Source organism: Pseudomonas syringae, assembly GCF_002157375.1.
GTDB lineage: Bacteria > Pseudomonadota > Gammaproteobacteria > Pseudomonadales > Pseudomonadaceae > Aquipseudomonas > Aquipseudomonas syringae_T.
This window is the reverse complement of sequence record NZ_MTSA01000007.1, coordinates 197,578-222,517: the sequence shown is the minus strand read 5'-3', so window position 1 is coordinate 222,517 and position 24,940 is coordinate 197,578. Positions and strand designations below refer to the sequence as shown.

General features: G+C 58.5%; 19 protein-coding genes. 17 read left to right on the top strand and 2 right to left on the bottom strand.

The features are described 5' to 3' along the window. The first annotated feature begins 140 nt into the window (after positions 1-140). The 12 genes from BW686_RS11150 (at position 141) to BW686_RS11095 (ending at position 16,563) form a co-directional block, all read left to right on the top strand. Positions 141-1,457, top strand: a complete 1,317-nt coding sequence (locus tag BW686_RS11150; protein WP_084916580.1) for a nucleotide sugar dehydrogenase — start codon at positions 141-143, stop codon at positions 1,455-1,457. A gap of 101 nt (positions 1,458-1,558) precedes the next feature. Next, entirely contained in the window at positions 1,559-3,040 is a 1,482-nt protein-coding gene (gene alg8 / locus BW686_RS11145; RefSeq protein ID WP_084916578.1) for a mannuronan synthase, read from the top strand. Between the two features lie 40 nt (positions 3,041-3,080). Then, positions 3,081-4,253, top strand: coding sequence for an alginate biosynthesis protein Alg44 (locus BW686_RS11140; RefSeq protein WP_084916577.1), 1,173 nt, complete (start codon positions 3,081-3,083; stop codon positions 4,251-4,253). Positions 4,254-4,255: 2 nt separating this feature from the next. Further along, positions 4,256-5,668 carry an alginate biosynthesis TPR repeat lipoprotein AlgK gene (gene algK, locus BW686_RS11135; RefSeq protein WP_084916574.1) on the top strand — a complete coding sequence of 471 codons (1,413 nt, stop codon included), beginning with the start codon at positions 4,256-4,258 and terminating at the stop codon, positions 5,666-5,668. Then, positions 5,665-7,146: an alginate export family protein gene (locus BW686_RS11130; RefSeq protein WP_084916571.1), complete on the top strand. Its 1,482-nt coding sequence runs from the start codon at positions 5,665-5,667 to the stop codon at positions 7,144-7,146. The genes algK and BW686_RS11130 overlap by 4 nt, the downstream gene beginning before the upstream one ends. A 26-nt stretch (positions 7,147-7,172) precedes the next feature. Further along, positions 7,173-8,783 carry a mannuronan 5-epimerase AlgG gene (gene algG, locus BW686_RS11125; RefSeq protein WP_084916568.1) on the top strand — a complete coding sequence of 537 codons (1,611 nt, stop codon included), beginning with the start codon at positions 7,173-7,175 and terminating at the stop codon, positions 8,781-8,783. 14 nt (positions 8,784-8,797) lie between these two features. Next, complete coding sequence (locus tag BW686_RS11120; protein WP_084916565.1) at positions 8,798-10,237, top strand: alginate O-acetyltransferase AlgX-related protein; 1,440 nt, start codon at positions 8,798-8,800, stop codon at positions 10,235-10,237. Between the two features lie 8 nt (positions 10,238-10,245). After that, positions 10,246-11,382, top strand: a complete 1,137-nt coding sequence (locus BW686_RS11115; protein WP_084916563.1) for a mannuronate-specific alginate lyase — start codon at positions 10,246-10,248, stop codon at positions 11,380-11,382. A gap of 186 nt (positions 11,383-11,568) precedes the next feature. After that, positions 11,569-13,125, top strand: coding sequence for an MBOAT family O-acyltransferase (locus tag BW686_RS11110; protein ID WP_084916560.1), 1,557 nt, complete (start codon positions 11,569-11,571; stop codon positions 13,123-13,125). A gap of 10 nt (positions 13,126-13,135) precedes the next feature. Further along, positions 13,136-14,311 (top strand): alginate O-acetyltransferase, encoded by a 1,176-nt coding sequence (locus BW686_RS11105; protein WP_084916558.1) that lies wholly within the window; start codon positions 13,136-13,138, stop codon positions 14,309-14,311. 12 nt (positions 14,312-14,323) lie between these two features. Then, a complete protein-coding gene (locus BW686_RS11100; protein ID WP_084916555.1) occupies positions 14,324-14,992 on the top strand; it encodes an alginate O-acetyltransferase AlgF in 669 nt (222 codons plus the stop codon). 119 nt (positions 14,993-15,111) lie between these two features. Further along, positions 15,112-16,563, top strand: coding sequence for a mannose-1-phosphate guanylyltransferase/mannose-6-phosphate isomerase (locus tag BW686_RS11095; protein WP_084916553.1), 1,452 nt, complete (start codon positions 15,112-15,114; stop codon positions 16,561-16,563). A gap of 156 nt (positions 16,564-16,719) precedes the next feature. Here the strand turns inward: BW686_RS11095 and BW686_RS11090 are convergent, their stop codons facing one another. Beyond that, positions 16,720-19,491 (bottom strand): RHS repeat-associated core domain-containing protein, encoded by a 2,772-nt coding sequence (locus BW686_RS11090; protein ID WP_084916758.1) that lies wholly within the window; start codon positions 19,489-19,491, stop codon positions 16,720-16,722. A gap of 331 nt (positions 19,492-19,822) precedes the next feature. Here BW686_RS11090 and BW686_RS11085 point away from each other — a divergent pair, with 331 nt between their 5' ends. From BW686_RS11085 to BW686_RS11065, 5 genes are all read left to right on the top strand, one after another. Next, positions 19,823-20,227, top strand: a complete 405-nt coding sequence (locus tag BW686_RS11085; protein WP_084916551.1) for a hypothetical protein — start codon at positions 19,823-19,825, stop codon at positions 20,225-20,227. A 190-nt stretch (positions 20,228-20,417) separates the two neighbouring features. Continuing rightward, positions 20,418-20,882 (top strand): multidrug transporter, encoded by a 465-nt coding sequence (locus tag BW686_RS11080; RefSeq protein ID WP_084916548.1) that lies wholly within the window; start codon positions 20,418-20,420, stop codon positions 20,880-20,882. Between the two features lie 18 nt (positions 20,883-20,900). Next, positions 20,901-21,719, top strand: a complete 819-nt coding sequence (locus BW686_RS11075; RefSeq protein WP_084916545.1) for an SDR family oxidoreductase — start codon at positions 20,901-20,903, stop codon at positions 21,717-21,719. Positions 21,720-21,889: 170 nt separating this feature from the next. After that, positions 21,890-22,837: a LysR family transcriptional regulator gene (locus tag BW686_RS11070; protein ID WP_084916543.1), complete on the top strand. Its 948-nt coding sequence runs from the start codon at positions 21,890-21,892 to the stop codon at positions 22,835-22,837. A gap of 87 nt (positions 22,838-22,924) precedes the next feature. After that, entirely contained in the window at positions 22,925-23,899 is a 975-nt protein-coding gene (locus tag BW686_RS11065; RefSeq protein ID WP_084916540.1) for a 2-hydroxyacid dehydrogenase, read from the top strand. Positions 23,900-23,946: 47 nt separating this feature from the next. On the opposite strand, the gene BW686_RS11060 is transcribed toward BW686_RS11065, so the two are convergent. Next, complete coding sequence (locus BW686_RS11060; protein WP_084916536.1) at positions 23,947-24,849, bottom strand: DMT family transporter; 903 nt, start codon at positions 24,847-24,849, stop codon at positions 23,947-23,949. Positions 24,850-24,940: the final 91 nt, after the last annotated feature.

Sequence of the window (24,940 nt, the reverse complement as noted above, 5' to 3'; positions counted from 1 at the left end):
TCGCTTGTTTGGGCACTCACTCATTAACTCTGCCTGCGTTAGTTGAACGGCTTATTAAGCCGTCTTCGCTGACGTGTGATACCTGCTGGCAAAAATTTATATCCAGCCACTTTATGGCGTGAAAAATCGAGGAGAATACGATGCGTATCAGCATATTTGGTTTGGGTTATGTCGGTGCCGTTTGTGCCGGTTGCCTGTCTGCACGTGGCCACGACGTAGTGGGCGTGGATATTTCCAGTACCAAGATCGATCTGATCAATAACGGCAAGTCGCCTATTGTTGAACCGGGTCTGGAAGAACTGCTGCAAAAAGGCCTCGCCACCGGCAAACTGCGCGGCACTACCGACTTCGCAGAAGCCATTCGCGCCACGGACCTGTCGATGATCTGTGTCGGTACGCCCAGCAAGAAAAACGGCGACCTGGAACTGGATTACATTGAATCCGTTTGCCGCGAAATCGGTTATGTTCTGCGCGACAAAACCACCCGCCACACCATCGTTGTTCGCAGTACCGTTCTGCCGGGCACGGTGGCCAATGTCGTTATCCCGATCCTGGAAGACTGCTCCGGCAAGAAAGCCGGTGTTGACTTCGGCGTTGCCGTAAACCCTGAGTTCCTACGTGAAAGCACCGCGATCAAGGACTACGACCTGCCACCGATGACCGTCATCGGCGAATTCGACAAAGCGTCTGGCGACGTTCTGCAATCGCTGTACGAAGAGCTTGACGCACCGATCATCCGCAAGGACATCGCCGTTGCCGAAATGATCAAGTACACCTGCAACGTGTGGCACGCCACCAAAGTGACCTTCGCCAACGAAATCGGCAACATCGCCAAAGCAGTCGGCGTCGATGGCCGTGAAGTGATGGACGTGGTTTGCCAGGACAAGGCACTGAACCTGTCCCAGTACTACATGCGCCCAGGTTTCGCATTCGGCGGTTCCTGCCTGCCGAAAGACGTTCGCGCCCTGACCTACCGTGCCGGTGCGCTGGACGTTGAAGCCCCTCTGCTCAACTCGCTGATGCGCAGCAACACGTCGCAAGTGCAGAACGCATTCGACATGGTTGCCAGCCACGACAGCCGCAAGGTTGCCCTGCTGGGCCTGAGCTTCAAGGCCGGTACTGACGACCTGCGCGAAAGCCCGCTGGTAGAGCTGGCCGAAATGCTGATCGGCAAGGGCTTTGACCTGAGCATCTTCGACAGCAACGTTGAATATGCACGCGTTCACGGTGCCAACAAGGACTACATCGAATCCAAGATTCCGCACGTATCGTCGCTGCTGAATTCGGACTTCGACCAAGTCATCAATGACTCTGACGTGATCATCCTGGGCAACCGCGACGAGCGTTTCCGCGCCCTCGCCAACAAGACCCCTGAAGGCAAGCGCGTGATCGACCTGGTGGGCTTCATGTCCAATGCCACCACCGAAGACGGTCGTGCCGAAGGTATCTGCTGGTAAATCAGCCGCAAGCCACAAGCGCCAAGCTCCAGGCCACAAGCTCAAGCCAACTGCTTGCAGCCTGGGGCTTGAGGCTTGCAACTGACTTAGGGATACAGATTATGCAGAGGCTCAAGCACGGCCTGTTACAGGCCGCCGGTTGGCTGTTCTATCTGAGTTTATTAATGGGCATTGCAACCGCATTGCCCACCAGTATCTTCGACTCACAGTCGAAGAACTTTATCTTCCTGATTGGCGCCGTCGGCATCTGGCGTTACTCGATGGGGATCACGCACTTCGTGCGCGGGATGATTTTCCTGTACATCGTTTACCCGCACTTGCGCCGCAAGGTTCGCAAGCTGGGCAGCGCTGCAGACCCATCCCATGTCTTCCTGATGGTCACCAGCTTTCGTATCGATGCACTGACCACCGCTCAGGTGTACAACTCGGTTATCCGCGAAGCCATCGACTGCGGCCTGCCGACTACCATCGTCTGCTCGCTGGTGGAAATGTCCGATGAGCTGCTGGTCAAGAGCATGTGGGCGAAGTTCAATCCGCCTGAACGCGTCAAGCTGGACTTCGTGCGGATTCCGGGCACCGGCAAGCGCGATGGCCTGGCGTATGGCTTCCGCGCCATTTCACGTCACCTGCCCGACAGCCGCGCCGTGGTTGCCGTGATTGACGGTGACACCGTGCTCAACGAAGGCGTGGTCGCCAAGACCGTGCCCTGGTTCCAGCTGTTCGACAACGTTGGCGGCCTGACCACCAACGAGTTCTGCGAAGTGCGCGGCGGCTACATCATGAGCGAATGGCACAAACTGCGATTCGCTCAGCGTCACATCAACATGTGCTCGATGGCGTTGTCCAAGCGCGTGTTGACCATGACCGGTCGCATGTCGGTGTTCCGCGCCACTGTGGTCACCGACCCCGAGTTCATCGCAGACGTTGAAAGCGATTCGCTCAACCACTGGCGTCTGGGCACGTTCAGGTTTCTGACCGGTGACGACAAGTCCAGCTGGTTCAGCCTGATGCGTCTGGGCTACGACACGTTCTACGTGCCGGATGCGGCGATCAACACCGTCGAGCATCCGCCCGAGAAGAGCTTCCTGAAAGCCAGCCGCAAGCTGATGTATCGCTGGTACGGCAACAACCTGCGTCAGAACTCGCGCGCACTGGGCCTGGGCGTTCGTCGTCTGGGGATTTTCACCAGCATCGTGCTGTTCGATCAGCGTGTGTCGATGTGGACCTCCATTCTCGGCCTGACCGTCGCCCTCATCGCCAGCTTCAAGTATGGCGGCGCGTTCTTGCTGATGTACCTGCTCTGGATCGGCATGACCCGTCTGATCCTGACCCTGCTGCTGTCCCTCTCGGGGCACAGGATCGGGCCTGCCTACCCGATGATTCTTTATTACAACCAGATCGTCGGCGCCCTGATGAAGATTTACGTCTTCTTCCGCCTGGACCGCCAGTCCTGGACGCGCCAGGACACAAAACTCAGCCGCGACATGGCCAGCTTTCAGGGCTGGTTCAACACGTGGTCGTCCCGAACCATGACTTTCTCGGCTGGCACCATCTTCGTCGCCGTGCTGTTGACGATGGTTTGACCGGACCAACGGATTAATTGCTTAAGTAGGAAAAATAGCCATGAATACAGCCGTGAATGCGAACGTCGTACATGAATCCGAAGCCCAGCGCCAACACGCCCGGATCAAGATTCCTGCCAAGCTGCGCCTGCTGAATGATCAGCCCAACGCGCCGCTGGTGCGTATTGAAGACCTGTCGGCCGGTGGTCTGAGCTTCGTTGCTCCGGCAGGGCAGAAATTCACCGAAGGGCAAATTGTAAAAGGACGCCTGCAGTTCATCATCGACAACCTTGGCCTGGCCATGGACGTCGATCTGCAAGTGCGCTCCATCGACAATGCCAGCAACCGCATCGGTTGCCAGTTCCAGAATCTGGAGCCTCAGGACATTGCCACCCTGCGCCACTTGATCACCTCGCACCTGTCGGGCGAAGTCGTCACCCTGGGCGAAGTGCTTGCGACGCTGCAACGTGACAACTTCACCAAGGCACGCAAGGTCAAGGGCAAGGACGGCGGCATGTCGACAATGGGTCGTCTGCGCGCTGTGACCTTCAGCCTCGGCGTGTTCATTGTCGGCCTGGCTGCGTTCGGTTTCATCTTCAAGACTGTCTACGGTCTGTATTTCGTCAGCCACGCTTCGGCCGGTCTGGTGTCGATTCCGAGCATGGATGTGACCATGCCACGCGAAGGCACCGTGCAGAGCCTGGTCGGCCCGAACGGCGAAGCCACCAAAGGCGCACCGTTGGCAACCTTCAACACCAGCATGCTGGAAATGCTCAAGGGCAGCCTGACCGGTGAAGACCTGCAGCCGGCCAAGATCGAAGAGCTGTACGGCAAGCAAATGAGCGGCACCCTCACCAGCCCATGTGACTGCGTTGTCGGTCGTCAGCTGGTTGCCGACGGTCAATTCGCGTCCAAGGGTCAAGTGATCTTCCAGCTGGTACCGCGCAACGCGCCGGCCACCGTTGAAGCACGCTTCACCTACCGCCAGTTCAACGACGTCAAGCCAGGCACCCGTGTCAGCTTCCAGATCGCAGGCGAAGACAAGCTTCGTACCGGCAAGATCATCAGCAGCACCAACCTGAGCGATGCCGACCTGTCCACTGACATCCGTGTGCAGATCCAGCCTGACGAAACCCTGAGCAGCTCGCTGGCCGGCCGTCCTGTTGAAGTGGTCAGCGATCGCGGTCCTTCCGTGAACTGGCTGCTCGACAAAGCAATGGCTGCGGGCCTGTAATCATGAACAGCCCACTACGACGCCTGTCGACCCCCACGCTATTGAGCCTCGCCGTCGCGCTCGGCCTCAGCGGCTGTGCCGGCCTGCCTGATCAACGCCTTGCCAATGAAGCCTTGAAAAACGGCGACACTGCATTGGCGGAGCAGAACTATCGGCAGCTGGCGGACCTGGGCTACAGCGATGCACAGGTCGGCCTGGCCGACATTCAGGTGAGCACACGCGACCCGGCACTGCTCAAGCAGGCCGAGGCCACCTACCGTGCCGCTGCACAGACCTCTCCCCGGGCGCAATCGCGCCTGGGTCGTCTACTGGCTGCCAAGCCCGACGCCACAGAAGCCGAACACCGTGAAGCCGAAGCGCTGCTGAAAAAAGCCTTCGCCAACGGCGAATCGGGCACGCTGATACCGCTGGCCATGCTGTACCTGCAATACCCGCACACGTTTCCTGAAGTGAACGCGCAACAGAAGATCAGCGAATGGCGTTCAGCCGGTTATCCGGAAGCCGGTCTGGCGCAGGTGCTGCTGTATCGCACTCAAGGCACCTACGCTCAGCACCTCGACGAAGTCGAGAGCATCTGCAAACAGGCCCTGTCGGCCACTGACATCTGCTACGTCGAACTGGCCACGGTCTATCAGACCCGCGGCCAGGCCGAGCAACAGGCAGCACTGATCGAAAAACTCAAGAGCGAACACGCCGCCGGTCGCGTCAGCGCCCAGCGAGTGGACAGCGTCGCGCGTGTACTGGGTGATTCCACCATCGGTACGCCGGATGAAAAAACCGCTCAACAACTGCTGGAAGGCATCGCGCCGGGTTACCCGATTTCCTGGGTCACACTGGCCAAACTGCTGTACGACTTCCCCGAACTGGGCGACGTCGACAAGATGATGGAATACCTGAACAACGGGCGTGCGGCTGATCAGCCACGCGCCGAGCTGCTGTTGGGCCGCCTTTATTACGAAGGCAAATGGGTGACGCCGGATGCAGCCAAGGCCGAGGAACACCTCAAGAAAGCCACTGCAACGGAAATCTCCGCCCATTACTACCTGGGCCAGATCTACCGTCGCGGTTACCTGGGTCAGGTCTACTCACAGAAAGCCGTGGACGAATTGCTGACAGCCGCCCGTGGTGGCCAGAACAGCGCCGACTTCGCCCTCGCGCAACTGTTCTCCCAAGGCAAAGGCACGATGCCGGATCCGGTCAACGCCTGGGTATTTGCCCAACTGGCGCTGACCAGCCAGACCCCGCAAGCCACCGAGCTGGCCGAGGCCCTCAACACACAACTGCCGCCTGAAAAGCTCGCCACCGCCAAAGACCTGTTGGCACGCGAGCAAAAAGTCCGGGGCGCTACCGCCACTCAGAACGCGATGGCCACACAAGCCCTGCAAGAAGAAAAAGACGGTGAGGAAGCATTATGAAGTTGAATCCCCTGATGGCCGCCGGCATGGGCCTTGGCTTCACCCTGTTGTGGGCCTGCCCGACGCTGGCAGCGCTGACCGAGCAACAGAATTTCGGCATCGAGATCAAGGCCACGGCGCAGACCGAGGATGACCGCGATCTGGGCACCCGTTCAGGCGGCGACGTCAACGGCGTGGGCCTGGACTTGCGCCCTTGGGTGTACGGCGAGCGTGGCGACTGGAGTGGTTACGCCATGGGCCAGGTGGTCACCGCCACCGACATCATCCAGACCGACCCGCTGGAGCAGAGCAACAGCGACGGCAGCGGCACCCAGACCTCGCGTGGCACGGCCAGCGAGCGCGAGACCAAGAAAACCTACGCGGCATTGCGTGAATTCTGGATCGGCTACAGCGGTTTCACGCCCTACCCCGGCGAGATCCTGAAAGTCGGTCGTCAGCGCCTGCGCAATGACGACGGTCAATGGCACGACACCAACATCGAAGCGATCAACTGGTCGTTCGACACCACACTGCTGCGCGCCGAACTGGGTGCTGCCCAGCGTTTCAGCGAATACCGCACGGACCTGACCGAACTGGCGCCTGACGACGAAGACCGCAAGCACCTGTTCGGTTCGGTGAGCTACCAGTGGACACCTGGCCATTGGGCCGGTATCCGCGCTCACCACAGTGCTGACGACGGCAAGCTCAAGTCGCAGGGCCAGGTGCTTGATGACCTGGACAAGACGTCCAATGGCGACCTGACCTGGGTGGGCCTGCAGGCCGACAGCGATGCGTACAACTATCGCAGCAACGCCAATCAGCTCAACTACTGGGGCAGCCTGACCTGGCTGGACGGAACGCGCGACGAAATCGGCGTCACCTCGCCAGGCAACGACCAGTTCATCGCCGGTGAAAAGAACAGCCGTGACATGAATGGCTGGGCCACCGACCTGGGCCTGCGCCTGCGTCTTGACCCGCAATGGCAAGTGGGCGCGGCCTACTCGCGCGCCAGCAAGGACTACGTGCAAAACGGTCTGGAAAGTAACCGTTCCAACTGGACCGGCACCCGCTCGCGTATCCATCGCTTCGGTGAAGCCTTCCAGGGCGAAATGGCCAACGTGGAAACCGGCTCGCTGTTCGCCTCATGGCAGATGAACGAGGAATACGACGCGTCGCTGATCTACCACAAGTTCCGTCGTGTGGACGGCAACACCGGTATCGGCGGCTCGGGCATCAACGCGGTCAACGAAAACAACAACGGTACGTTCAGCTCACTGCCGCTGGAAGACGGAAGCAAGGACCTGGGTCAGGAAATGGACCTGGTCGTGACCAAGTACTTCAAGCAAGGCCTGCTGCCTGCCTCGCTCAGCCAGTCGTTCGATGAACCTTCGGCACTGGTGCGCTTGCGCGCAGGTGTCTTCAAGCCCGGCGACGCGTATCAGAGCAACGTGGACAGCTACATGCACCGCGCTGTTGTCGACGTCATCTGGCGCTTCTGATGCGAACCGTCATAGGAGTGCGAGAGATGAACAGTCAAGCTAGCAACGGGCGCAGTCGCAACTGGTCACATGCCCTGCTCGAAAGTGCAGTGCTGACCAGCGCCCTGCTGATGGCCAGCAGCGTTGCGCTGGCCAATGCGCCTGTCGTACCCGAGTCCTCGAAAAACTTGGTCAAGGAATTGCAACAGGCCAAGACCTACACCATCACCAGCCCGCCGACCGAGCCGCTGGAAATGGCCAAGCCGGTGCTCCCGGACCTCAGCGGCTACACCGCAGACGCGGCGCTGAAGAAGATCGTGCGCAACAAACCGGGCAAGATCACGGTCTCGCGGATGATGGAAGAAACCGGCCTGAAGGAATTCATCGGCGGTGACAACAAGATGGCTGAATGGGTTGCCCGGCAAAAGGGTATCCCGGAAGCCATCATGATCTCCGACGGCTACGTGAACCTGCAGGACCTGGCCAAAAAGGTCCCGAAACAGTACCTGAACGAAGTGTCGCCGGGTGTCTACGTGGCGCGCCTGCCGATTCTGGTCAAAGAGACCGGGATCTTCGAGATCGACAGCAAGACCAAGGAATTGCGCCTTTCTCAGGAGAAAGGCTCGTTCATCGTCAGCGAAGGCAAGATGCTGATCACCCACACTCAGGTGAACGCCTGGAGCGAAACCCGCAACAGCCTGGCGACCTATCGCAAGCCTGATGAATTTCGCCCGTTCCTGCTGACCTGGGGCGGCTCGGAAACCTGGATCGCCAACACCAAAATGGCAAGCATGGGCTACGACCAGAGCAAGTCGTACGGGATCAGTATTTCCCAGTACACGCCTAACACCGCGAAAGTGCTCAAGCGTCCCGAACCGACCGGCTGGATCATCGATTCCGAGTTCTCGGACATGTGGTACGGCTTCTACTGCTATGAAACCCGCGATTTCGTGGTCAAGGGCAATACCTATCGCGACAACATCGTTTACGGCATTGACCCGCACGACCGTTCACACGGTCTGATCATCGCCGAGAACGACGTTTACGGGACCAAGAAGAAGCACGGGATCATTATTTCCCGGGAAGTGGACAACAGCTTCATCTTCCGCAACAAGAGCCACAACAACAAGCTGTCCGGCGTGGTGCTTGACCGTAACAGCGTCGGCAACATCGTCGCGTACAACGAGATCTATCAGAACCATACCGACGGCATCACCCTGTACGAAAGCGGTAACAACCTGCTGTGGGGCAATCGCGTCATTGCCAACCGCCGCCACGGTATCCGCGTGCGTAACAGCGTGAATATCAAACTGTATGAAAACGTGGCCACCGCCAACGGACTGATGGGCGTTTACGGCCACATCAAGGACTTGAGCGACACCGACCGCGACATCGAGCTCGACCCGTTCGACGCTCAGGTTTCGCTGATCATGGTCGGCGGCGAACTGGCCGGTAACGGCTCTGGCCCGCTGTCCATCGACTCGCCGCTCAGCGTCGAGCTGTATCGCGTCTCGATGCTGATGCCGACCAAAGAAGTCGGTATCAGCCTCAACGGCGTCCTCGGTGATCGCCAGGACGAAATCCTCGACCTGTTGGTACGCCAGAAAAAAGCCGTATTGATCGACCCCGTCGAAAGCCAGACCGAGCTGCGGGAATGAGGAAGGGTATTGTTATGCACGCACATCTGATCAAGCTGTTGAGCCTGTCCAGCCTCACCGCCGCGCTGATGGCCGCCGCCGGTGTTGCTCGCGCGGACGACTCGCAAGCGCCGGTGTTCAAGGCCGAGCCTTGCTGCAGCCTGTGCCCGGCCGCGCACGACGCGAAAAACTACACCACGCGCTATCAGCAGAACTTCACCACGCTGATTCAGGCTCAGGGCGACTGGCTGTTCCGTACTCAGGAAGACCTGCGTACCGAGTTCGACACAACACCTGCCGGCTACCGCCGCATGAAAGAACTGCACGATGCGTTCAAGAGCAAAGGCGTCGAGCTGGTCGTGGTCTATCAGCCGACCCGCGGTCTGGTGGATCGCAACAAATTGTTCCCGGCTGATCGCGACAAATTCGATTACGACAAGGCACTGAAAAACTATCAGGCCATGCTCGGTCGTTTCAGCAAGATGGGCTATTGGGTTCCGGACCTGGCGCCGCTGACCAACGAACAGCAGGCACACGATTTCTATTTCCGCGGTGACCAGCACTGGACGCCGTATGGCGCTCAACGCACCGCGAAAATCGTGGCCGAGACGGTCAAGAAAATCCCGGCGTATTCCAGCATTCCAAAGCGTGAATTCGAAAGCCACATCTCCGGACGCATGGGCAAGAACGGTACGCTGCACAACATGGCTGGCCAGCTGTGTGGCACCAGCTACGCCGTGCAGTACATGGACCAGTTCAGCACCGAGCCTAAAGGTGAAGCCGGCGACGGCGACCTGTTCGGCGATTCCGGCAACCCGGAAATCACCCTGGTCGGTACCAGCCACAGTGGCAAGAACTACAACTTCGGCGGCTTCCTGCAAGAAGACCTCAGCGCCGATGTGCTGAACGTGGCCTTCCCCGGTGGTGGTCTGGAAGGTTCGATGCTGCAGTACCTGGGCAGCGAAGACTTCCAGAAGCGTCCACCGAAGATCCTCATCTGGGAATTCTCGCCGCTGTATCGCCTGGACCAGGAAACCATCTACCGCCAGATGATGTCCCTGCTGGACAACGGTTGCGAAGGCAAACCTGCGGTGATGAGCGCCAGCACCACCCTGAAGCCGGGCACCAATGAAGTTCTGGTCAACGGCAAGAACGGCATCAAGAACATCCGTAACGGCAGCAACCAGATCGATATACGTTTCGATGACACCTCGGTGAAAACCCTTCAGGCCAGACTCTGGTACATGAACGGTCGCCACGAGGACCTGAAGATCGAGAAACCGGAAACGTCTGACACAGATGGACGCTTTGCCTTCGAACTACGCGAAGACGAGGACTGGGCAGACCAGCAGCTGCTGGCACTGGAAATCCAGGGACCGGAAGCAGGCGCAGCACCACAGAAAGTCGAAGCCAAAGTATGCAAACGCAACGTGTTCCCGAGCGATGCGAAAAACAACGCTCAAGCTGGACTATGAGGTGATTTATGCAGACTCCTAAACTGATCCGCCCTACCCTGCTGTCGATGGCAATCCTGTCATCGATGGCCTGGGCCACAGGCGCATCCGCAGCACTGGTTCCACCCAAGGGCTATGACGCGCCCATCGAGAAAATGAAGACTGGCGATCACAACTTTACCTGTGAAGCCATTCCAAAACCGTACACCGACAAGCTGGTTTTCCGCAGCAAATACGAAGGGTCGGACAAGGCGCGGGCGACGCTCAATGCGGTGTCTGAAGAAGCCTTTCGTGATGCGACCAAGGACATCACCGACCTTGAACGTGGCGTCAGCAAAGTCGTGATGCAGTACATGCGCGACGGTCGTCCCGAGCAGCTCGATTGCGCGCTGAACATGATGACCACCTGGGCCAAGGCCGATGCGCTGGAGTCCCGCGAGTTCAACCACACTGGCAAGTCCATGCGTAAATGGGCGTTGGGCAGCATGTCCTCCGCTTACCTGCGCCTGAAGTTCTCCGATTCGCATCCGCTGGCCAATCGTCAGCAGGAAGCGAAGATCATCGAAACCTGGTTCAGCAAACTGGCCGATCAGGTGGTCAGCGACTGGAGCAATCTGCCGCTGGAAAAAATCAACAACCACTCGTACTGGGCCGCCTGGTCGGTGATGGCAACCGCCGTCGCGACCAACCGCCAGGACCTGTTCGACTGGGCAGTCAAAGAGTTCAAGGTCGCCGCCAATCAGGTGGACAAGGACGGCTTCCTGCCCAACGAAATGAAGCGCCGTCAACGTGCCTTGTCTTACCACAACTACGCCCTGCCACCGCTGGCAATGATCGCCAGTTTCGCTCAGGCCAACGGTGTGGACTTGCGTCCAGAAAACAACGGTGCCTTGAAGCGTCTGGGTGACCGGGTTCTGGCCGGCGTCAAGGATCCTTCGATATTCGCTGAGCACAATGGCGAAAAACAGGACATGACGGACCTCAAGAAAGACCCGAAATTCGCCTGGCTCGAACCGTACTGCTCGCTCTACTCGTGCAGCCCGGATGTCCTGGAAGAGAAACACGAAAAGCAGCCTTTCAAGACATTCCGCCTGGGCGGTGACCTGACCAAGGTCTACGACCCTGCGCATGAAAAAGGCGACAAGGGCGATAACGACGGTTCGTGATTCGCCGAGTTTTTTTGTGGGAGCGAGCGTGCTCGCGAAGGCGCACATCCAGGCAATGCATCCATAAAGCCGGATCTGGTCTGATCAACGTCGCGAACACGCTGTGAACTGATTCACCCCCCCTTTTCAACGGGGGGTTTGGGGGGGCTTTGAGCCCTTGAATGTTGGACCAACGGAGAGATAAGGATGGTTTTCTCATCCAACGTGTTCCTGTTCCTGTTCTTGCCGATCTTTCTCGGCTTGTACTACCTGAGCGGGCAACGCTATCGCAATCTGCTGCTGCTGATTGCCAGCTATATCTTCTACGCCTGGTGGCGTGTGGACTTTCTGGCGCTGTTCATCGGTGTGACGGTCTGGAACTACTGGATCGGCCTCAAGGTAGGCGCGGCCGGTGTACGAACCAAACCGGCACAGAAATGGTTGCTGCTTGGCGTGATTGTGGACCTGTGCATTCTGGGCTACTTCAAATACGCCAACTTCGGTGTGGACAGCATCAACGCGGCCATGACCTCGATGGGTCTGGAACCGTTCATCCTGACTCACGTGCTGCTGCCGATCGGCATCTCGTTCTATGTCTTCGAGTCCATCAGCTACATCATCGACGTGTATCGCGGTGACACGCCAGCGACCCGCAACCTGATCGACTTTGCGGCCTTCGTGGCGATCTTCCCGCACTTGATCGCAGGACCGGTGTTGCGTTTCCGTGACCTGGCCGATCAGTTCAACAACCGCACACACACACTGGACAAGTTCTCTGAGGGCGCCACGCGATTCATGCAGGGCTTCATCAAGAAAGTGTTCATTGCCGACACCCTGGCAGTGGTTGCCGATCACTGCTTCGCCCTGCAAAACCCGACCACCGGCGATGCCTGGCTTGGCGCGCTGGCGTACACCGCTCAGCTGTACTTCGACTTTTCGGGTTACAGCGACATGGCCATCGGTCTGGGCTTGATGATGGGTTTCCGCTTCATGGAAAACTTCAAACAGCCTTACATCAGCCAGTCGATCACCGAGTTCTGGCGTCGCTGGCACATCAGCCTGTCTACCTGGCTGCGTGACTACCTGTACATCACGCTGGGCGGCAACCGTGGCGGCAAGTTCGCGACTTATCGCAACCTGTTCCTGACCATGCTGCTGGGCGGTCTGTGGCATGGCGCCAACGTCACCTACATCATCTGGGGTGCATGGCACGGCATGTGGCTGGCCATCGAGAAAGCGGTGGGCATCAACACCAAGCCTTACAGCTTCAACCCGATTCGCTGGGCACTGACCTTCCTGCTGGTGGTCGTAGGCTGGGTGATCTTCCGCGCCGAGAACCTGCACGTGGCCGGTCGCATGTACAGCGCCATGTTCAGCTTCGGCGAATGGCAGCTGTCCGAACTCAACCGTGCCAGCCTGACCGGTCTGCAAGTGGCAACCCTGGTGGTGGCTTACCTGACACTGGCGTTCTTCGGTCTGCGTGACTTCTACCAGAACCGCGAAAAAGACACTGGCAAGAGCGCCAAGGCCGACGGTCCTGCCACTGCACAGCCGGGCACCATCAAAGCCGTGCCTGGCGATGCGCCTGGCAGCCTGCACCTTCCTGGCTACACCGTGGGCAGCGAAGCCCAGGTGCAACCGGCTTACTGGGAAGCTGACTGGCCACGTTACGCCATGCGCGCACTGATCCTGCTGCTGTTCGTGGCTTCGATTCTCAAACTTTCGGCGCAAAGCTTCTCGCCGTTCCTTTACTTCCAGTTCTGAGGAGCCTGACATGACCCGTTCATTACGAATCCTCTACATCGCCATCTTCCTGGGCATTCTGTTGGTCCTTGGCGTCTGGTCGTTGCGCAGTTTCAGCAACTTCTCGACATCGGCCGAGACCACCGTGCTCAACGGCAAGTGGACCAAGGCGGCGGAGACTCATTATGACGATGAGTTCCCGATCAAGCGTCTGGGCACCAACCTCTGGGCGGCACTGGACTTCAAACTGTTCAACGAAGGTCGTCCAGGCGTTGTGCTGGGCAAAGACCAGTGGTTGTACACCGATGAAGAGTTCGACGCTGTTGCCAATGGCGAACAGAACGAAGCGGACAACCTGGCCTTGATTCAGGGCGTGCGTGACGCACTGGAAAAACAGGGCACCAAACTGGTCCTGGCGATCGTGCCGGCGAAAACCCGTCTGTACCCGGAACACATCGGTGATACCAAGCCTGCCAGCCTGCATGTCGACCTGTATAAGCAGTTCCACGAGCAGGTGGCCAAGGCCGGCATCTTTGCTCCGGACCTGCTGGCCCCGCTGCAAGCGGCCAAGCAGCAAGGCCAGGTGTTCCTGCGCACCGACACCCACTGGACGCCGATGGGCGCCGAAGTAGCCGCGCAGCAACTGAGCACCGCGATTGCCCAGAAAACGCCGCTGGAAGGTGAACCTGAGCAGTTCGTCACACAAGCCAAGGGCACTGAAGCCTACAAAGGTGACCTGACGACCTTCCTGCCACTGGACCCGCTGTTCAGCAACATGCTGCCCAAGCCTGACGAGTTGCAGAAACGCAGCACTGATCCGGTAGCAGGCGCAGCCGCAGGCGATGACGCGCTGTTCGCGGACAGCGACATCCCGGTGGGTCTGGTCGGCACCAGCTACAGCGCCAACCCGAACTGGAACTTCGTCGGTGCCCTGAAGCAGGCGCTGCGCAGTGACGTCGTCAACTACGCGGAAGACGGCCACGGCCCGATCCTGCCGATGCTCAAGTACCTGCAGACCGATGCGTTCAAGAACACCCCGCCGCAAGTGGTGATCTGGGAATTCCCGGAGCGCTACCTGCCGGCCCACAACGACCTTGGCGAGTTCGATCCCAAGTGGATCGCCGAGCTGAAGAAGTCGCGTGACACCCAAGAAAATGTGGCGCTCAACGCCAAACAATCCGAGTCGCCCAACCGGGCGCAAAACTGAGAGGACTGACTCATGACTTTCAACACGACTGCTAACCGTTCTGCCACCAAGCGTCTGTTCAAAACCTGCGCACTGGCCGCCGGCCTGGGCCTGATGTCCCTGCAAGCTTTCGCCGGTGACTCCGCCCTGTATGGCCCGACTGCACCGAAAGGCTCGACGTTTGTTCGCGTCTACAACGCCAGCAGCAGCGAAATCAGCGCCAGCGTCGGCAACACCAACCTCAACGAAGTGGCGCCACTGGGCAGCACGGCGTTCAGCTTCATGCCACAGGGCGACTACACCGCCAAGCTGGGCAGCCAGAGCGTGCCGGTGAAACTGGCAGGCGATCACTATTACACCCTGGTCAACAACGCCAGCGGCAAGCCGCAACTGGTCGAAGAACCACCGTTCAAGAACAAGCAGAAATCCCTGGTTCGCGTTCAGAACCTGAGCGACAAGGCACTGACCCTGAAAACCGCTGATGGCAAGACCGATGTGGTCAAGGCTGTAGCGGCCAAGGGCACCGGCGAGCGTGAAATCAACCCGGTCAAGGTCAGCCTGGCGCTGTACGACGGCGACAAGAAAGTCACCGATGTGAAACCTGTGGCGCTGGAGCGTGGCGAAGCCGCTGTGCTCTACATCACCGGCAGTGGCAGCAGCCTCTCGCCAGTGTGGGTCAAGCCACCGGTTGCAACCCGCTAAAACGGATTATGACGGTCGGTTCAAGGCATGGGCCATGAACCGACCGGCGCGGCACAAGAAAAAGACAGAAACGACAGACATCTCGTACAGCCCAAATTGAATGCTATTGGAGAAATAAAATGATTCCAGTGATCTTGTCAGGCGGTAGCGGTTCACGACTCTGGCCGCTTTCGCGTAAACAGTTTCCCAAGCAATTTCTGGCGTTGACCGGCGACCACACTCTGTTCCAGCAAACCCTGGAGCGTCTGGTGTTCGAGGGCATGCAGGAGCCTATCGTGGTCTGCAACAAGGACCACCGTTTCATCGTCAACGAGCAACTGGCCGCACTGAACCTGAAAACCCAGTCCATCCTGCTGGAGCCGTTCGGCCGCAACACGGCCCCGGCCGTGGCGCTGACTGCCATGAAACTGGTCAACGAAGGCAACGACGGTCTGATGCTGGTTCTGCCTGCCGACCACGTCATCGAAGATCAGAAAGCCCTGCAACGCGCTCTGGCCCTGGCCACTGTTGCGGCAGAACGTGGCGAAATGGTGCTATTCGGTGTACCGGCCAACAAGCCGGAAACCGGCTACGGCTATATCAAGTCGACCGCTGATGCTCTGCTGCCGGAAGGCGTCAGCCGCGTGTCGCAATTCGTCGAGAAGCCTGACGAAAAACGCGCCAAGGAATTCGTCGAAGCCGGTGGTTACTACTGGAACAGCGGTATGTTCCTGTTCCGCGCCAGCCGCTTCCTGGAAGAACTGAAAAAGCACGATCCGGACATTTACGACACCTGCTTGCTGACCCTCGAGCGCAGCGTGCTGGATGACGATGCGCTGGAAGTCGACGCTTCCACCTTCGCTTGCTGCCCGGACAACTCCATCGACTACGCGGTCATGGAAAAAACCCAGCGTGCCTGCGTTGTGCCGCTGTCGGCTGGCTGGAGCGATGTCGGCTGCTGGTCGTCGCTGTGGGAAGTCAATGCCAAAGACGCCAACGGCAACGTCACCAAAGGCGACGTCGTGATTCAGGACAGCCGCAACTGCATGATCCACGGCAACGGCAAACTGGTCTCGGTCATCGGTCTGGACAACATCGTCGTTGTCGAAACCAAGGACGCCATGATGATTGCCCACAAGGACAAGGTCCAGGGCGTCAAGCAGATGGTTGCCACCCTGAACGAGCGTGGCCGTAGCGAAACCCAGAACCACCTCGAAGTGTATCGTCCGTGGGGTTCCTACGATTCGGTCGACATGGGCGGCCGCTTCCAGGTCAAGCGCATCTCGGTCAAGCCAGGCGCCTGCCTGTCGCTGCAGATGCACCACCACCGCGCCGAGCACTGGATCGTGGTCTCGGGCACGGCTCAAGTGACCTGCGACGACAACGTGTTCCTGCTCACCGAGAACCAGTCCACCTACATCCCGATCGCCTCGGTCCATCGCCTGAAAAACCCGGGCAAGATCCCGTTGGAAATCATCGAAGTGCAGTCGGGTAGCTACCTGGGCGAAGACGATATCGAGCGTTTCGAAGACATCTACGGTCGTTCGAATGCGCTGGAAGCGGGTGTGAAGACGCAGACGATCGCTCGTTAACAGGCGTTTAGCTGCACGTACGACAGCCCTCGGCAATGCTCGGCGTATCTTCTACGCAACGAGGTGTCGAGGGCTTTTTACGTCTCTGTTCAACCTATCGCTGCCGTGCAAAGTTTTGCGCTCGCCTTCAGGCTGCTTGTGTATCCGACTGCACGCCTATCGCCAGGAATGGCTGTTTCCTATTTCTACGATGTATGAAAAGGGCATTCTTTTTTTAATTTCTTTCTGATAACTTTTCGGACTGCTTAATTTTTCATGATGGATGTTGTGGTTGACCATTAATGAAAAAAGCTTTCTCAAACCACGTCCCTCTTTCAGCAACACCTCTGTGAATACCTTGGGGCCCGTCACGTCCGAGACAATTTTCATCCTGTCGCCAACATCAGCGGTGCTGCTTAAAATATGACCGAGCCCCGTCTCACGATAATCACTGTACCGACTGACGACCTCATTTTCCAAGGCGCTCAGCACCGGATTTTTAGCATGCGACGCAAACGTGCTATTGGGAATCACGATTTCACTGCTGTTCCAAGGTGTAGCCATAGCATCCAGCGTGAAAACCCTTTTAGGTTTGGTTTTGAAATCAGTCTTCCTGAACCCGCGCATGAACGTGTCATCGGTGTCCGAATAAATACCACCATAATAGTTGATCAGGCTGTATCGAAGCACATCACTGGCCGCCGCATAGTGTCGAGGGTCATCCCCATATAAATCCGTATAAATATTGTAGGACGCTGTTTCTTTGAATCTCTTAAAAAACGCTTCTTCTCTGAGATCCGAAATCTTGACGTTTTTTTCCTCGTGCAACGCTGACGCAATGCGTGATTCGTTACCCGAGCGCAGGTGTAAATGCAGCGTCAATTGATAATCAGGATTCACCACAGCGTTGCGTCTAATCCCGCTCAAATGTTTCATCAGTGGCGCGGCCTTGCCCAACCAGATGTAGTGAATATGCTCGGGAATTTCAGCGACTCCCCCCTGAGCGTCGATGAACGTGAGCGGGTTATTGCTCAACATTCCGTACAGGTTCAACCCTTCCCCCGCCGGGTCCGGATTGATCCACCGCTGCAACCACGGCGCGTAATACCGTAGCCCGTAGTAATAAAGCCCCGTCGCGTCACGCTCCTTGCCCGAGTAGCGCACGGTCTTGTAGTTCGCTTCGATGGCACTGCGGCCCGCCCACCATGACGTACCACCGAACGGGTAGTAACTTTCCTGACTGATGAGTTGTGCCTGCGCGTCCAGCTCTAGGGCGCTGGAGCCCAGATGGTCATTCAGCGTGTAGCGAATCGAGTCATTTTCAAGCGTGTCAGGCTTGCCGGCCTGCCAGTGCAGCACGCGCACGTTATTGCGTCCGCCTTGGGCAACCACGACGTGCAGGGTTTCACCCGTCGCGCTGTCAGTGCGCACTTCGAGGCCTGGCAGATAACGCACTTCAGCGCTGTGGACGACGGTTTTGGCCTGCGTCATGCGCACCTTGCGCAGGCGCTGGCCGCTGGCGTCGTAGACATAGCACTCGCTGTCGTCCATCGCGTTTTCGCGAATCACGGGGCGCACTTTCTGCAACTGGTTGCGTGGGTCCCAGTTCACGTCTTGTCCGGCTTGCAAGGCAAGCAGATTACCGTTGGAGTCAAATGCGGCGGCGATCTCTGTTTCGTCGGGTATCCGGTCATTGATCACCGGCAGGCTGCGATTGCTGTAGCGAGCGGTGACCCGTTTGCTTGAGCGGGGCTGCGCGCCGTGATGGGTCAGTTGCTGAAGATTACCGCCCGCGTCATAGCGGTAGATCTGCGTGTAACGGGACAGTTTCGCTGGGTCGGCAAGCCTTTGAAAACCGGCAGACACCGGGCCTTGATTAACGACCGCTGATTCCCTGCCCGAGGCTTCGACCAGCTGATAAAGCGTGTCGTAGCGATACGTCGAAACAGGGTCGATGCGCTGAATGCCGTTGTAGGCGGTTGGCTGAGCACGGTCCTCGATACGGATCACATTGCCGACCGGATCGTAGTCGTAGAGCAAATCCTGTAAAACCTCGCCATTGCCACGCCTGGCTTTCAGTTCCAGCAGACGACCGTCTTCAGTGCCGTACCTCGCTGTGCTGATCACTCCATTACCAGCCGTCTCCGACACCACCCGCTGCTGCGCGTCGTACTGGAGCTGGCTGACCAAGACCTTTTCAGCCTGACCGTGCAGCCGCAAACGGCTGCTTTTCAATTGACCCGCAAGGGTGTAGTCCAAAGACTGGACATTACCCTGAGCATCAGTTTGCCGGAGGGTTTCGCTCAACGGGTTGCAGTGCCAGCAAGTGGTTGCACCGGCACCGATTTCCAGCAAGGCATCACGTGCGGCCAACGACTCGGGCCAGTTAGGCCTGTCGTGATTTTTCAGGAAGCGCCGCGTTTGACTGAGCACATGCCCCGAAAGACTGTATTCATCCTCAAGCTGCGTCCCTGCCGGATCGTCATGACGAATCAATTGACCGCACTGATTACGAGACGCCGACTCAGCACCGCCATAAAGCAGACGTTCGACACAGTGTTGGTCCTCAAAAACATGAGTGGGTCTGAGCTGTGCGTCGTATCGAGTGCGTCGCGCAACACCCCGACCATCCCAGGCGCTCACCTCCTGCCCGGCGTCACCTGCCAACGACACACGCCAGCCGGCATCCACACTCTCGGAGGCAACAACCTGCCCGCTGAGGGTATGAATATTCGTCACATTGGCGGGTGCCCGGTCGGCCCACAGACGGGCATCCCAACTCATTGACGGTCGGCCTGCGACATCAAAAACCGTGTGACTGATCCGCACTTCCGGCTCGTCGTCGGGTGTCAGACGACAGAAAGCAATGGAGTGGATGAGCCGTTGACGCGGGTCCATCGCATGCAGAGAGGGAGTACGCGCGTGTAAGGCAAGTAACGTCTCAACCATCGTGATGACCTGCGTAAAGCCCGACACCGGATGAGCCTGTTTAACAGGGCTTGAACAACATGGCCGGCGCGGGAAAAATCAAGTTTCGATTGTTTAATGTAACCACGCAGGCAGGCAGTGCCTACTGGCAGATCTGACAGTAACCGCTCCGTGGAAATCGCTCACGAACATTACAATCAGGTGCCTGACCTTCGGGTTCGTGTCACACACACTGAACAGGTGAAAAACACTGTTATTTTTGTCAGTAGAGACCGGAATAACGTACGCCTACTATCAGTGCCGAGGTGATGCAACCCACTGAACCGCGTCATCCACCAAGGAGCTCGACACCATGAAACATACCAACGGCGATCTGTTGAAACTGTTTAAAGAAGCAGGCATCCACACGACCGAAGATAATATTTCTCCTCTGTTAAAGCCTTACATAGCCGAAGCACAAAACGGCGTGATTGATTTGGGCAAGCCTTTCACTGTGGTATTGCCAAAACTTGAGGGTGACACTTTTGGCATGGCAGCCCTCTCGTTTTTAAACAAAGACGGAACCTTTCATCCTCAATCAACAGGCTTCATTACTCTGAAGCCTGGCGAGGACACAAAACATGTGATTGACAACACTCAGCTTGATCCAGCCTTCGAGCCGTATCACGAAGCGATTATTATCGCGTTCATACAACACACCGTAGCGGGCGTATGGGTGCGCGTACAGGAATCCGATGTCTATACATTCACGTCCTGATCGGATCTGATTGCTCGGTGACAGCCGGAAAGCATGTCACCGAGCTTTTATCCTTTCAGCGCAGCGCTTCACCTGCTCCAATGGTGCTTTTCCAAGCGTTGTTTCTTGCTGTACAGCCCATGCCTCCCCATTGGTCAACGCCTCACCAATGTCTGTAGGATGTCCAGCACTGCCCCCGCTGGAGACGCGCATGATTATCGGCACTTTGTTGATCCTGACCTGGCTTATTCTGTTACTGCGCTACCCGGCCAAGGCCTTGCCGGTCTCGCTGGCAGCGGCTGCCGGCCTCGGGATCGTGGCGGCGATAGTGATCTGGCAAGACCATCGGGAAACGCGTCAACTGGAGCATCTGGATATCCGCCTCAGCTACGATCCGCAACGCTGCCCTGCCGATCGTCCTCTGAGCGTGACAATCACCAACGCCAATCAAGTCGCCTTGCAGGAATTGCACTGGCGCGTTGCTGCCTACGCACCCGGTGACACAGCGAATCTGACGGATAACACTTACCTGTCTGCCCGCTACCGTGGCCCTGGCGAGCTTCAGGCCAAAGACACATGGCAGGACTGTGTGCCGCTGCCCGTATTGCGCAAAGGCTATCGCCCGCAAACCCTCGAATTTCGCGCAGAGCATTTGCAAGGCAGCTTTTCGGACTGATCCACAAGGACCCTACCTATGCCCATCGCGCTCATAACAGGCTGTTCCAGCGGAATAGGCCGTGCCCTGGCTGATGCCTTCAAAGCCACAGGCTATGAAGTCTGGGCCACCGCGCGCAAGGAAGAAGATGTCGCGGCGCTGAGCGCTGCCGGGTTCATTGCCATACAGCTTGACGTCAATGACGGGCCGGCGCTGGAGCAACTCGACGCCGGGCTGGAACATGGCGGGCTGGACGTGCTGATCAATAACGCGGGCTATGGCGCGATGGGGCCGCTGCTGGACGGCGGCGTCGATGCGCTGCAGCGGCAGTTTGAAACCAATGTGTTTTCAGTGGTTGGCGTGACCCGCGCGCTGTTCCCGGCGCTGCGCCGCAACAAAGGCCTGGTGGTGAATATCGGCAGCGTTTCAGGTGTGCTGGTCACGCCGTTCGCAGGCGCCTATTGCGCATCAAAAGCGGCAGTCCATGCCCTCAGCGATGCCCTGCGTCTTGAGCTGGCTCCGTTTGGTGTTCAAGTCATGGAAGTACAACCCGGCGCAATTGCATCCAGTTTCGCCAAAAATGCCAGTCACGAAGCCGAACAGTTGATCAGCGAACAGTCGCCCTGGTGGCCGATCCGCGAGGGTATCCGCGCCCGCGCCAAGGCTTCGCTGGACAACCCGACACCCGCCACGGTCCTGGCCCGCGAACTGCTCAAGGCGGTGCAACAGGCCAACCCGCCACGTTTGCTGCGCATAGGCAACGGCTCGCGCCTGCTGCCGCTGATGGCGTGGTTGTTGCCCAAGGGGCTGTTGGAAAAAGGCTTGAGAAAGCGGTTTGGACTGAACACTGATCTGTGATGCAGCCCATCATGACAGGCACTTCCACGCGAGAGCGTGTGCAACAAGCGCGGGCGCCTGAAGCTTTGTTACAGAAACGGTGATAATGCGTTGGCAGGATGACATGCGCGCGTTACTTCATGTCACAATTTGCTATCACTTCAGAGAAGTACCCACTTAGAGAAGTACTCATGGACACCCTGCAAAACATGCGTGCCTTTAGCTGCGTGGCCCAGGCGGGTAGCTTCACAGCCGCCGCTGCAGTGCTGGACACCACAACAGCCAACGTCTCGCGCGCAGTCTCCAACCTTGAAGCGCACCTGCAGACCCGCCTGCTCAACCGCACGACCCGCCGCATCGCCCTCACCGAGGCCGGCAAACGCTACTTGCTGCGTTGCGAACAGATTCTCGCCTCGGTCGAAGAAGCCGAAGCCGAAGCCAGCGACGCCCATGCCCGCCCCGCCGGCCAGCTCAAGGTGCATTCGATGCCCGGCGTCGGCCAGCATTATGTGATCGACGCCATTGCCCGCTACCGCCGCAGCCATCCTGACGTCGCGTTCGACCTGACCATGACTCATCGGGTGCCGGATTTGCTCGAAGAAGGCTATGACGTATCAATCGTACTGGCCAGCGAGCTGGCAGACTCGGGTTTTGTGTCGCAACGCCTGGGGATCACCTACAGCATCGTTTGTGCGTCCCCCGAGTACGTCAAGACATTCGGCATGGCGCACAAGCCTGCAGACCTGCTGAATCATGCGTGCCTGCGTCTGGTCAGCCCGGTGTTCCCGCTGGAGAAATGGCTGTTCGACGGCCCTGACGGCCAGGAGATGGTCACCATCAACAGCTCGCCCTTGCTGGTCAACTCGGCCGATGCAATGAAAACCGCTATTTCCAGCGGCATGGGAGTCGGCATTCTGCCGATCTACTCGGCCATCGACGGCCTGCGCAACGGCACACTGGTGCGCGTGCTGTCTGACTACCGCTCGCAAGAACTCAACCTTTACGCCATCTACCCGTCGCGCCAGTACCTGGATGCGAAGATCAGGACCTGGGTCGAATACCTGCGTGGCTCGCTGCCGGAAATTCTCGCGGCCGACGAAGCCGACCTGCATGTGCAGGCACTGAAGGCATCGTCCTGACATCGTACAACCGAAAAAAGCGGCTGCCAAAGAGCGGGCAGGAATGTTAGCGTGCTACTCATTCAACCGCTCAAGAGTGACTGCCCAATGAAAAAAACCGTACTCGCCTTCAGCCGTGTCTCCCCGGAAATGGCCGAGCGCCTCGCGCAAGACTTCAATGTGATCGTGCCCAACTCCAAAAAGGGCGACATAAACGCTCAGTTCGAAGAGGCATTGCCAGAGTCCCACGGGCTGATCGGCGCGGGCCGTAAACTGGGCCGCGAACAGCTGCAGAACGCGGCAAAACTGGAGGTGGTTTCCAGCATTTCGGTGGGTTACGACAACTACGATGTCGGCTACCTCAGCGAGCGCGGCATTCTGCTCACCAACACCCCGGACGTATTGACCGAAACCACCGCTGACCTCGGTTTTTCGCTGATCATGAGCAGCGCCCGTCGTGTCGCCGAGCTGGACGCCTACACCAAGGCGGGGCAATGGACCCGCAGCATTGAAGCGCCGCATTTCGGCACCGACGTGTATGGCAAGACGCTGGGCATCGTCGGCATGGGCAATATCGGCGCGGCCATTGCGCGACGTGGTCGTCTGGGCTTCAACATGCCGATCCTGTACAGCGGTAACAGCCGCAAGACTGAACTGGAACAGGAACTGGGTGCGCAGTTTCGCAGCCTGGACCAACTGCTGGCCGAAGCGGATTTCGTCTGCCTGGTCGTGCCGTTGAGCGAAAAGACCAAACACCTGATAGGCCGTCGCGAACTGGGCCTGATGAAGCCCGGCGCCATCCTGATCAACATCGCGCGTGGCCCGATTGTCGACGAGCCCGCACTGATCGAAGCCTTGCAAAACGGCACGATTCGCGGCGCAGGTCTGGATGTTTACGAAAAAGAGCCGCTGAGCGAATCACCGCTGTTCCAGCTCAAGAATGCAGTGACCCTGCCCCACGTCGGCTCGGCCACCACTGAAACCCGCGAGGCAATGGCCGACCGCGCCTACCGCAACCTGCGCAGCGCGCTGCTGGGCGAGCGGCCGCAGGACCTGGTCAACCCGCAAGTGTGGAAAGGCTGAAAGCATTTTTGTGATCGTTCCCCGGCCGGGGAACGATCCTTTCGGGCTCAGGCCAGCCTGGCGCCGGCAACAACGGCCACCGGCCTGGCCTTCCTGAACACCAGCACATTCCCCGCCATCACCAGCACGAGCCCCACCAGCGCCGCTGCCGTCCACTGATAGCCCTCGAGCCATGTCGAGATGTTCAGCGCCACAATCGGGAACAACACAGTGCAGTAAGCCGCGCGTTCCGGCCCCATGCGGCCGACCAGGGTCAGGTACGCGGTGAAAGCGATCACCGAGCCGGGGATGACCAGAAACAGCAGCGAACCGATATAACGGCTGTTCCATTCGAAGGTGAACGGCGTGCCGCTGAGCAGACAGTAAAGGGCGAGAATGCTTGCGCCGTAGAACATGCCCCAGGCGTTGGTGGTCAGCGGCCGCAACCCTGATTTCTGTTGCAGGCTCGAGAGCATATTGCCCGCTGAAAAACACAGGGTGCCGAGCAGCGCCAGCCCCAGGCCGATCAGGGTTTCGCGGCTTGCGCTGTGCCCGGACAGTTCAGGCCAGAACAGGCACGCCAGCCCCAGCAGGCCCATTGCGCCACCGGCCATGACGTTGCCGGCGATCTTCTGGCGAAAGAACACCCGCGCATTCAACGCATTCCATAAGGTGGAGGTCGAGAACACCACGGCGATCAGGCCGCTGGGTATCCATTGGCTGGCCGTGTAGAAGCACATGAAATTGACGCAGAACAGGCACACGCCTTGCGCCAGACAGATCAACTGACCGCGACGGTTGACGGGTTGCAGACGCTTGGTCAGCAGCAGGAATGCAAACAGCACCAGTGCCGCCAATGCAAAGCGATACACGATGGAGACCGGGATGGCGACGTCGCCGAGCTGGAGTTTCAGGGCGATCCAGGTGGTGCCCCAGATCAGCACGGTCAGCAGATAAAGCGAAAGGTTCATGGTGCGGCTCCTCAATGAGCCATCAGTCTGCTGCGTCCTGCCGCGCGCCCGCTTGCACAATCTTGCGCTTTTGATTGAACAGGTAATGGCA

Bases quoted from the DNA above. Each gene is read 5' to 3' on its own strand.
- BW686_RS11090 (WP_084916758.1), bottom strand. From the start codon at position 19,491: ATGGTTGAGACGTTACTTGCCTTACACGCGCGTACTCCCTCTCTGCAT.
- algK (WP_084916574.1), top strand. From the start codon at position 4,256: ATGAACAGCCCACTACGACGCCTGTCGACCCCCACGCTATTGAGCCTC.
- alg8 (WP_084916578.1), top strand. From the start codon at position 1,559: ATGCAGAGGCTCAAGCACGGCCTGTTACAGGCCGCCGGTTGGCTGTTC.
- BW686_RS11070 (WP_084916543.1), top strand. From the start codon at position 21,890: ATGGACACCCTGCAAAACATGCGTGCCTTTAGCTGCGTGGCCCAGGCG.
- BW686_RS11060 (WP_084916536.1), bottom strand. From the start codon at position 24,849: ATGAACCTTTCGCTTTATCTGCTGACCGTGCTGATCTGGGGCACCACC.
- BW686_RS11075 (WP_084916545.1), top strand. From the start codon at position 20,901: ATGCCCATCGCGCTCATAACAGGCTGTTCCAGCGGAATAGGCCGTGCC.
- BW686_RS11100 (WP_084916555.1), top strand. From the start codon at position 14,324: ATGACTTTCAACACGACTGCTAACCGTTCTGCCACCAAGCGTCTGTTC.
- BW686_RS11140 (WP_084916577.1), top strand. From the start codon at position 3,081: ATGAATACAGCCGTGAATGCGAACGTCGTACATGAATCCGAAGCCCAG.
- BW686_RS11115 (WP_084916563.1), top strand. From the start codon at position 10,246: ATGCAGACTCCTAAACTGATCCGCCCTACCCTGCTGTCGATGGCAATC.
- BW686_RS11105 (WP_084916558.1), top strand. From the start codon at position 13,136: ATGACCCGTTCATTACGAATCCTCTACATCGCCATCTTCCTGGGCATT.
- BW686_RS11120 (WP_084916565.1), top strand. From the start codon at position 8,798: ATGCACGCACATCTGATCAAGCTGTTGAGCCTGTCCAGCCTCACCGCC.
- BW686_RS11110 (WP_084916560.1), top strand. From the start codon at position 11,569: ATGGTTTTCTCATCCAACGTGTTCCTGTTCCTGTTCTTGCCGATCTTT.
- BW686_RS11150 (WP_084916580.1), top strand. From the start codon at position 141: ATGCGTATCAGCATATTTGGTTTGGGTTATGTCGGTGCCGTTTGTGCC.
- BW686_RS11065 (WP_084916540.1), top strand. From the start codon at position 22,925: ATGAAAAAAACCGTACTCGCCTTCAGCCGTGTCTCCCCGGAAATGGCC.
- BW686_RS11085 (WP_084916551.1), top strand. From the start codon at position 19,823: ATGAAACATACCAACGGCGATCTGTTGAAACTGTTTAAAGAAGCAGGC.
- BW686_RS11080 (WP_084916548.1), top strand. From the start codon at position 20,418: ATGATTATCGGCACTTTGTTGATCCTGACCTGGCTTATTCTGTTACTG.
- BW686_RS11095 (WP_084916553.1), top strand. From the start codon at position 15,112: ATGATTCCAGTGATCTTGTCAGGCGGTAGCGGTTCACGACTCTGGCCG.
- BW686_RS11130 (WP_084916571.1), top strand. From the start codon at position 5,665: ATGAAGTTGAATCCCCTGATGGCCGCCGGCATGGGCCTTGGCTTCACC.
- algG (WP_084916568.1), top strand. From the start codon at position 7,173: ATGAACAGTCAAGCTAGCAACGGGCGCAGTCGCAACTGGTCACATGCC.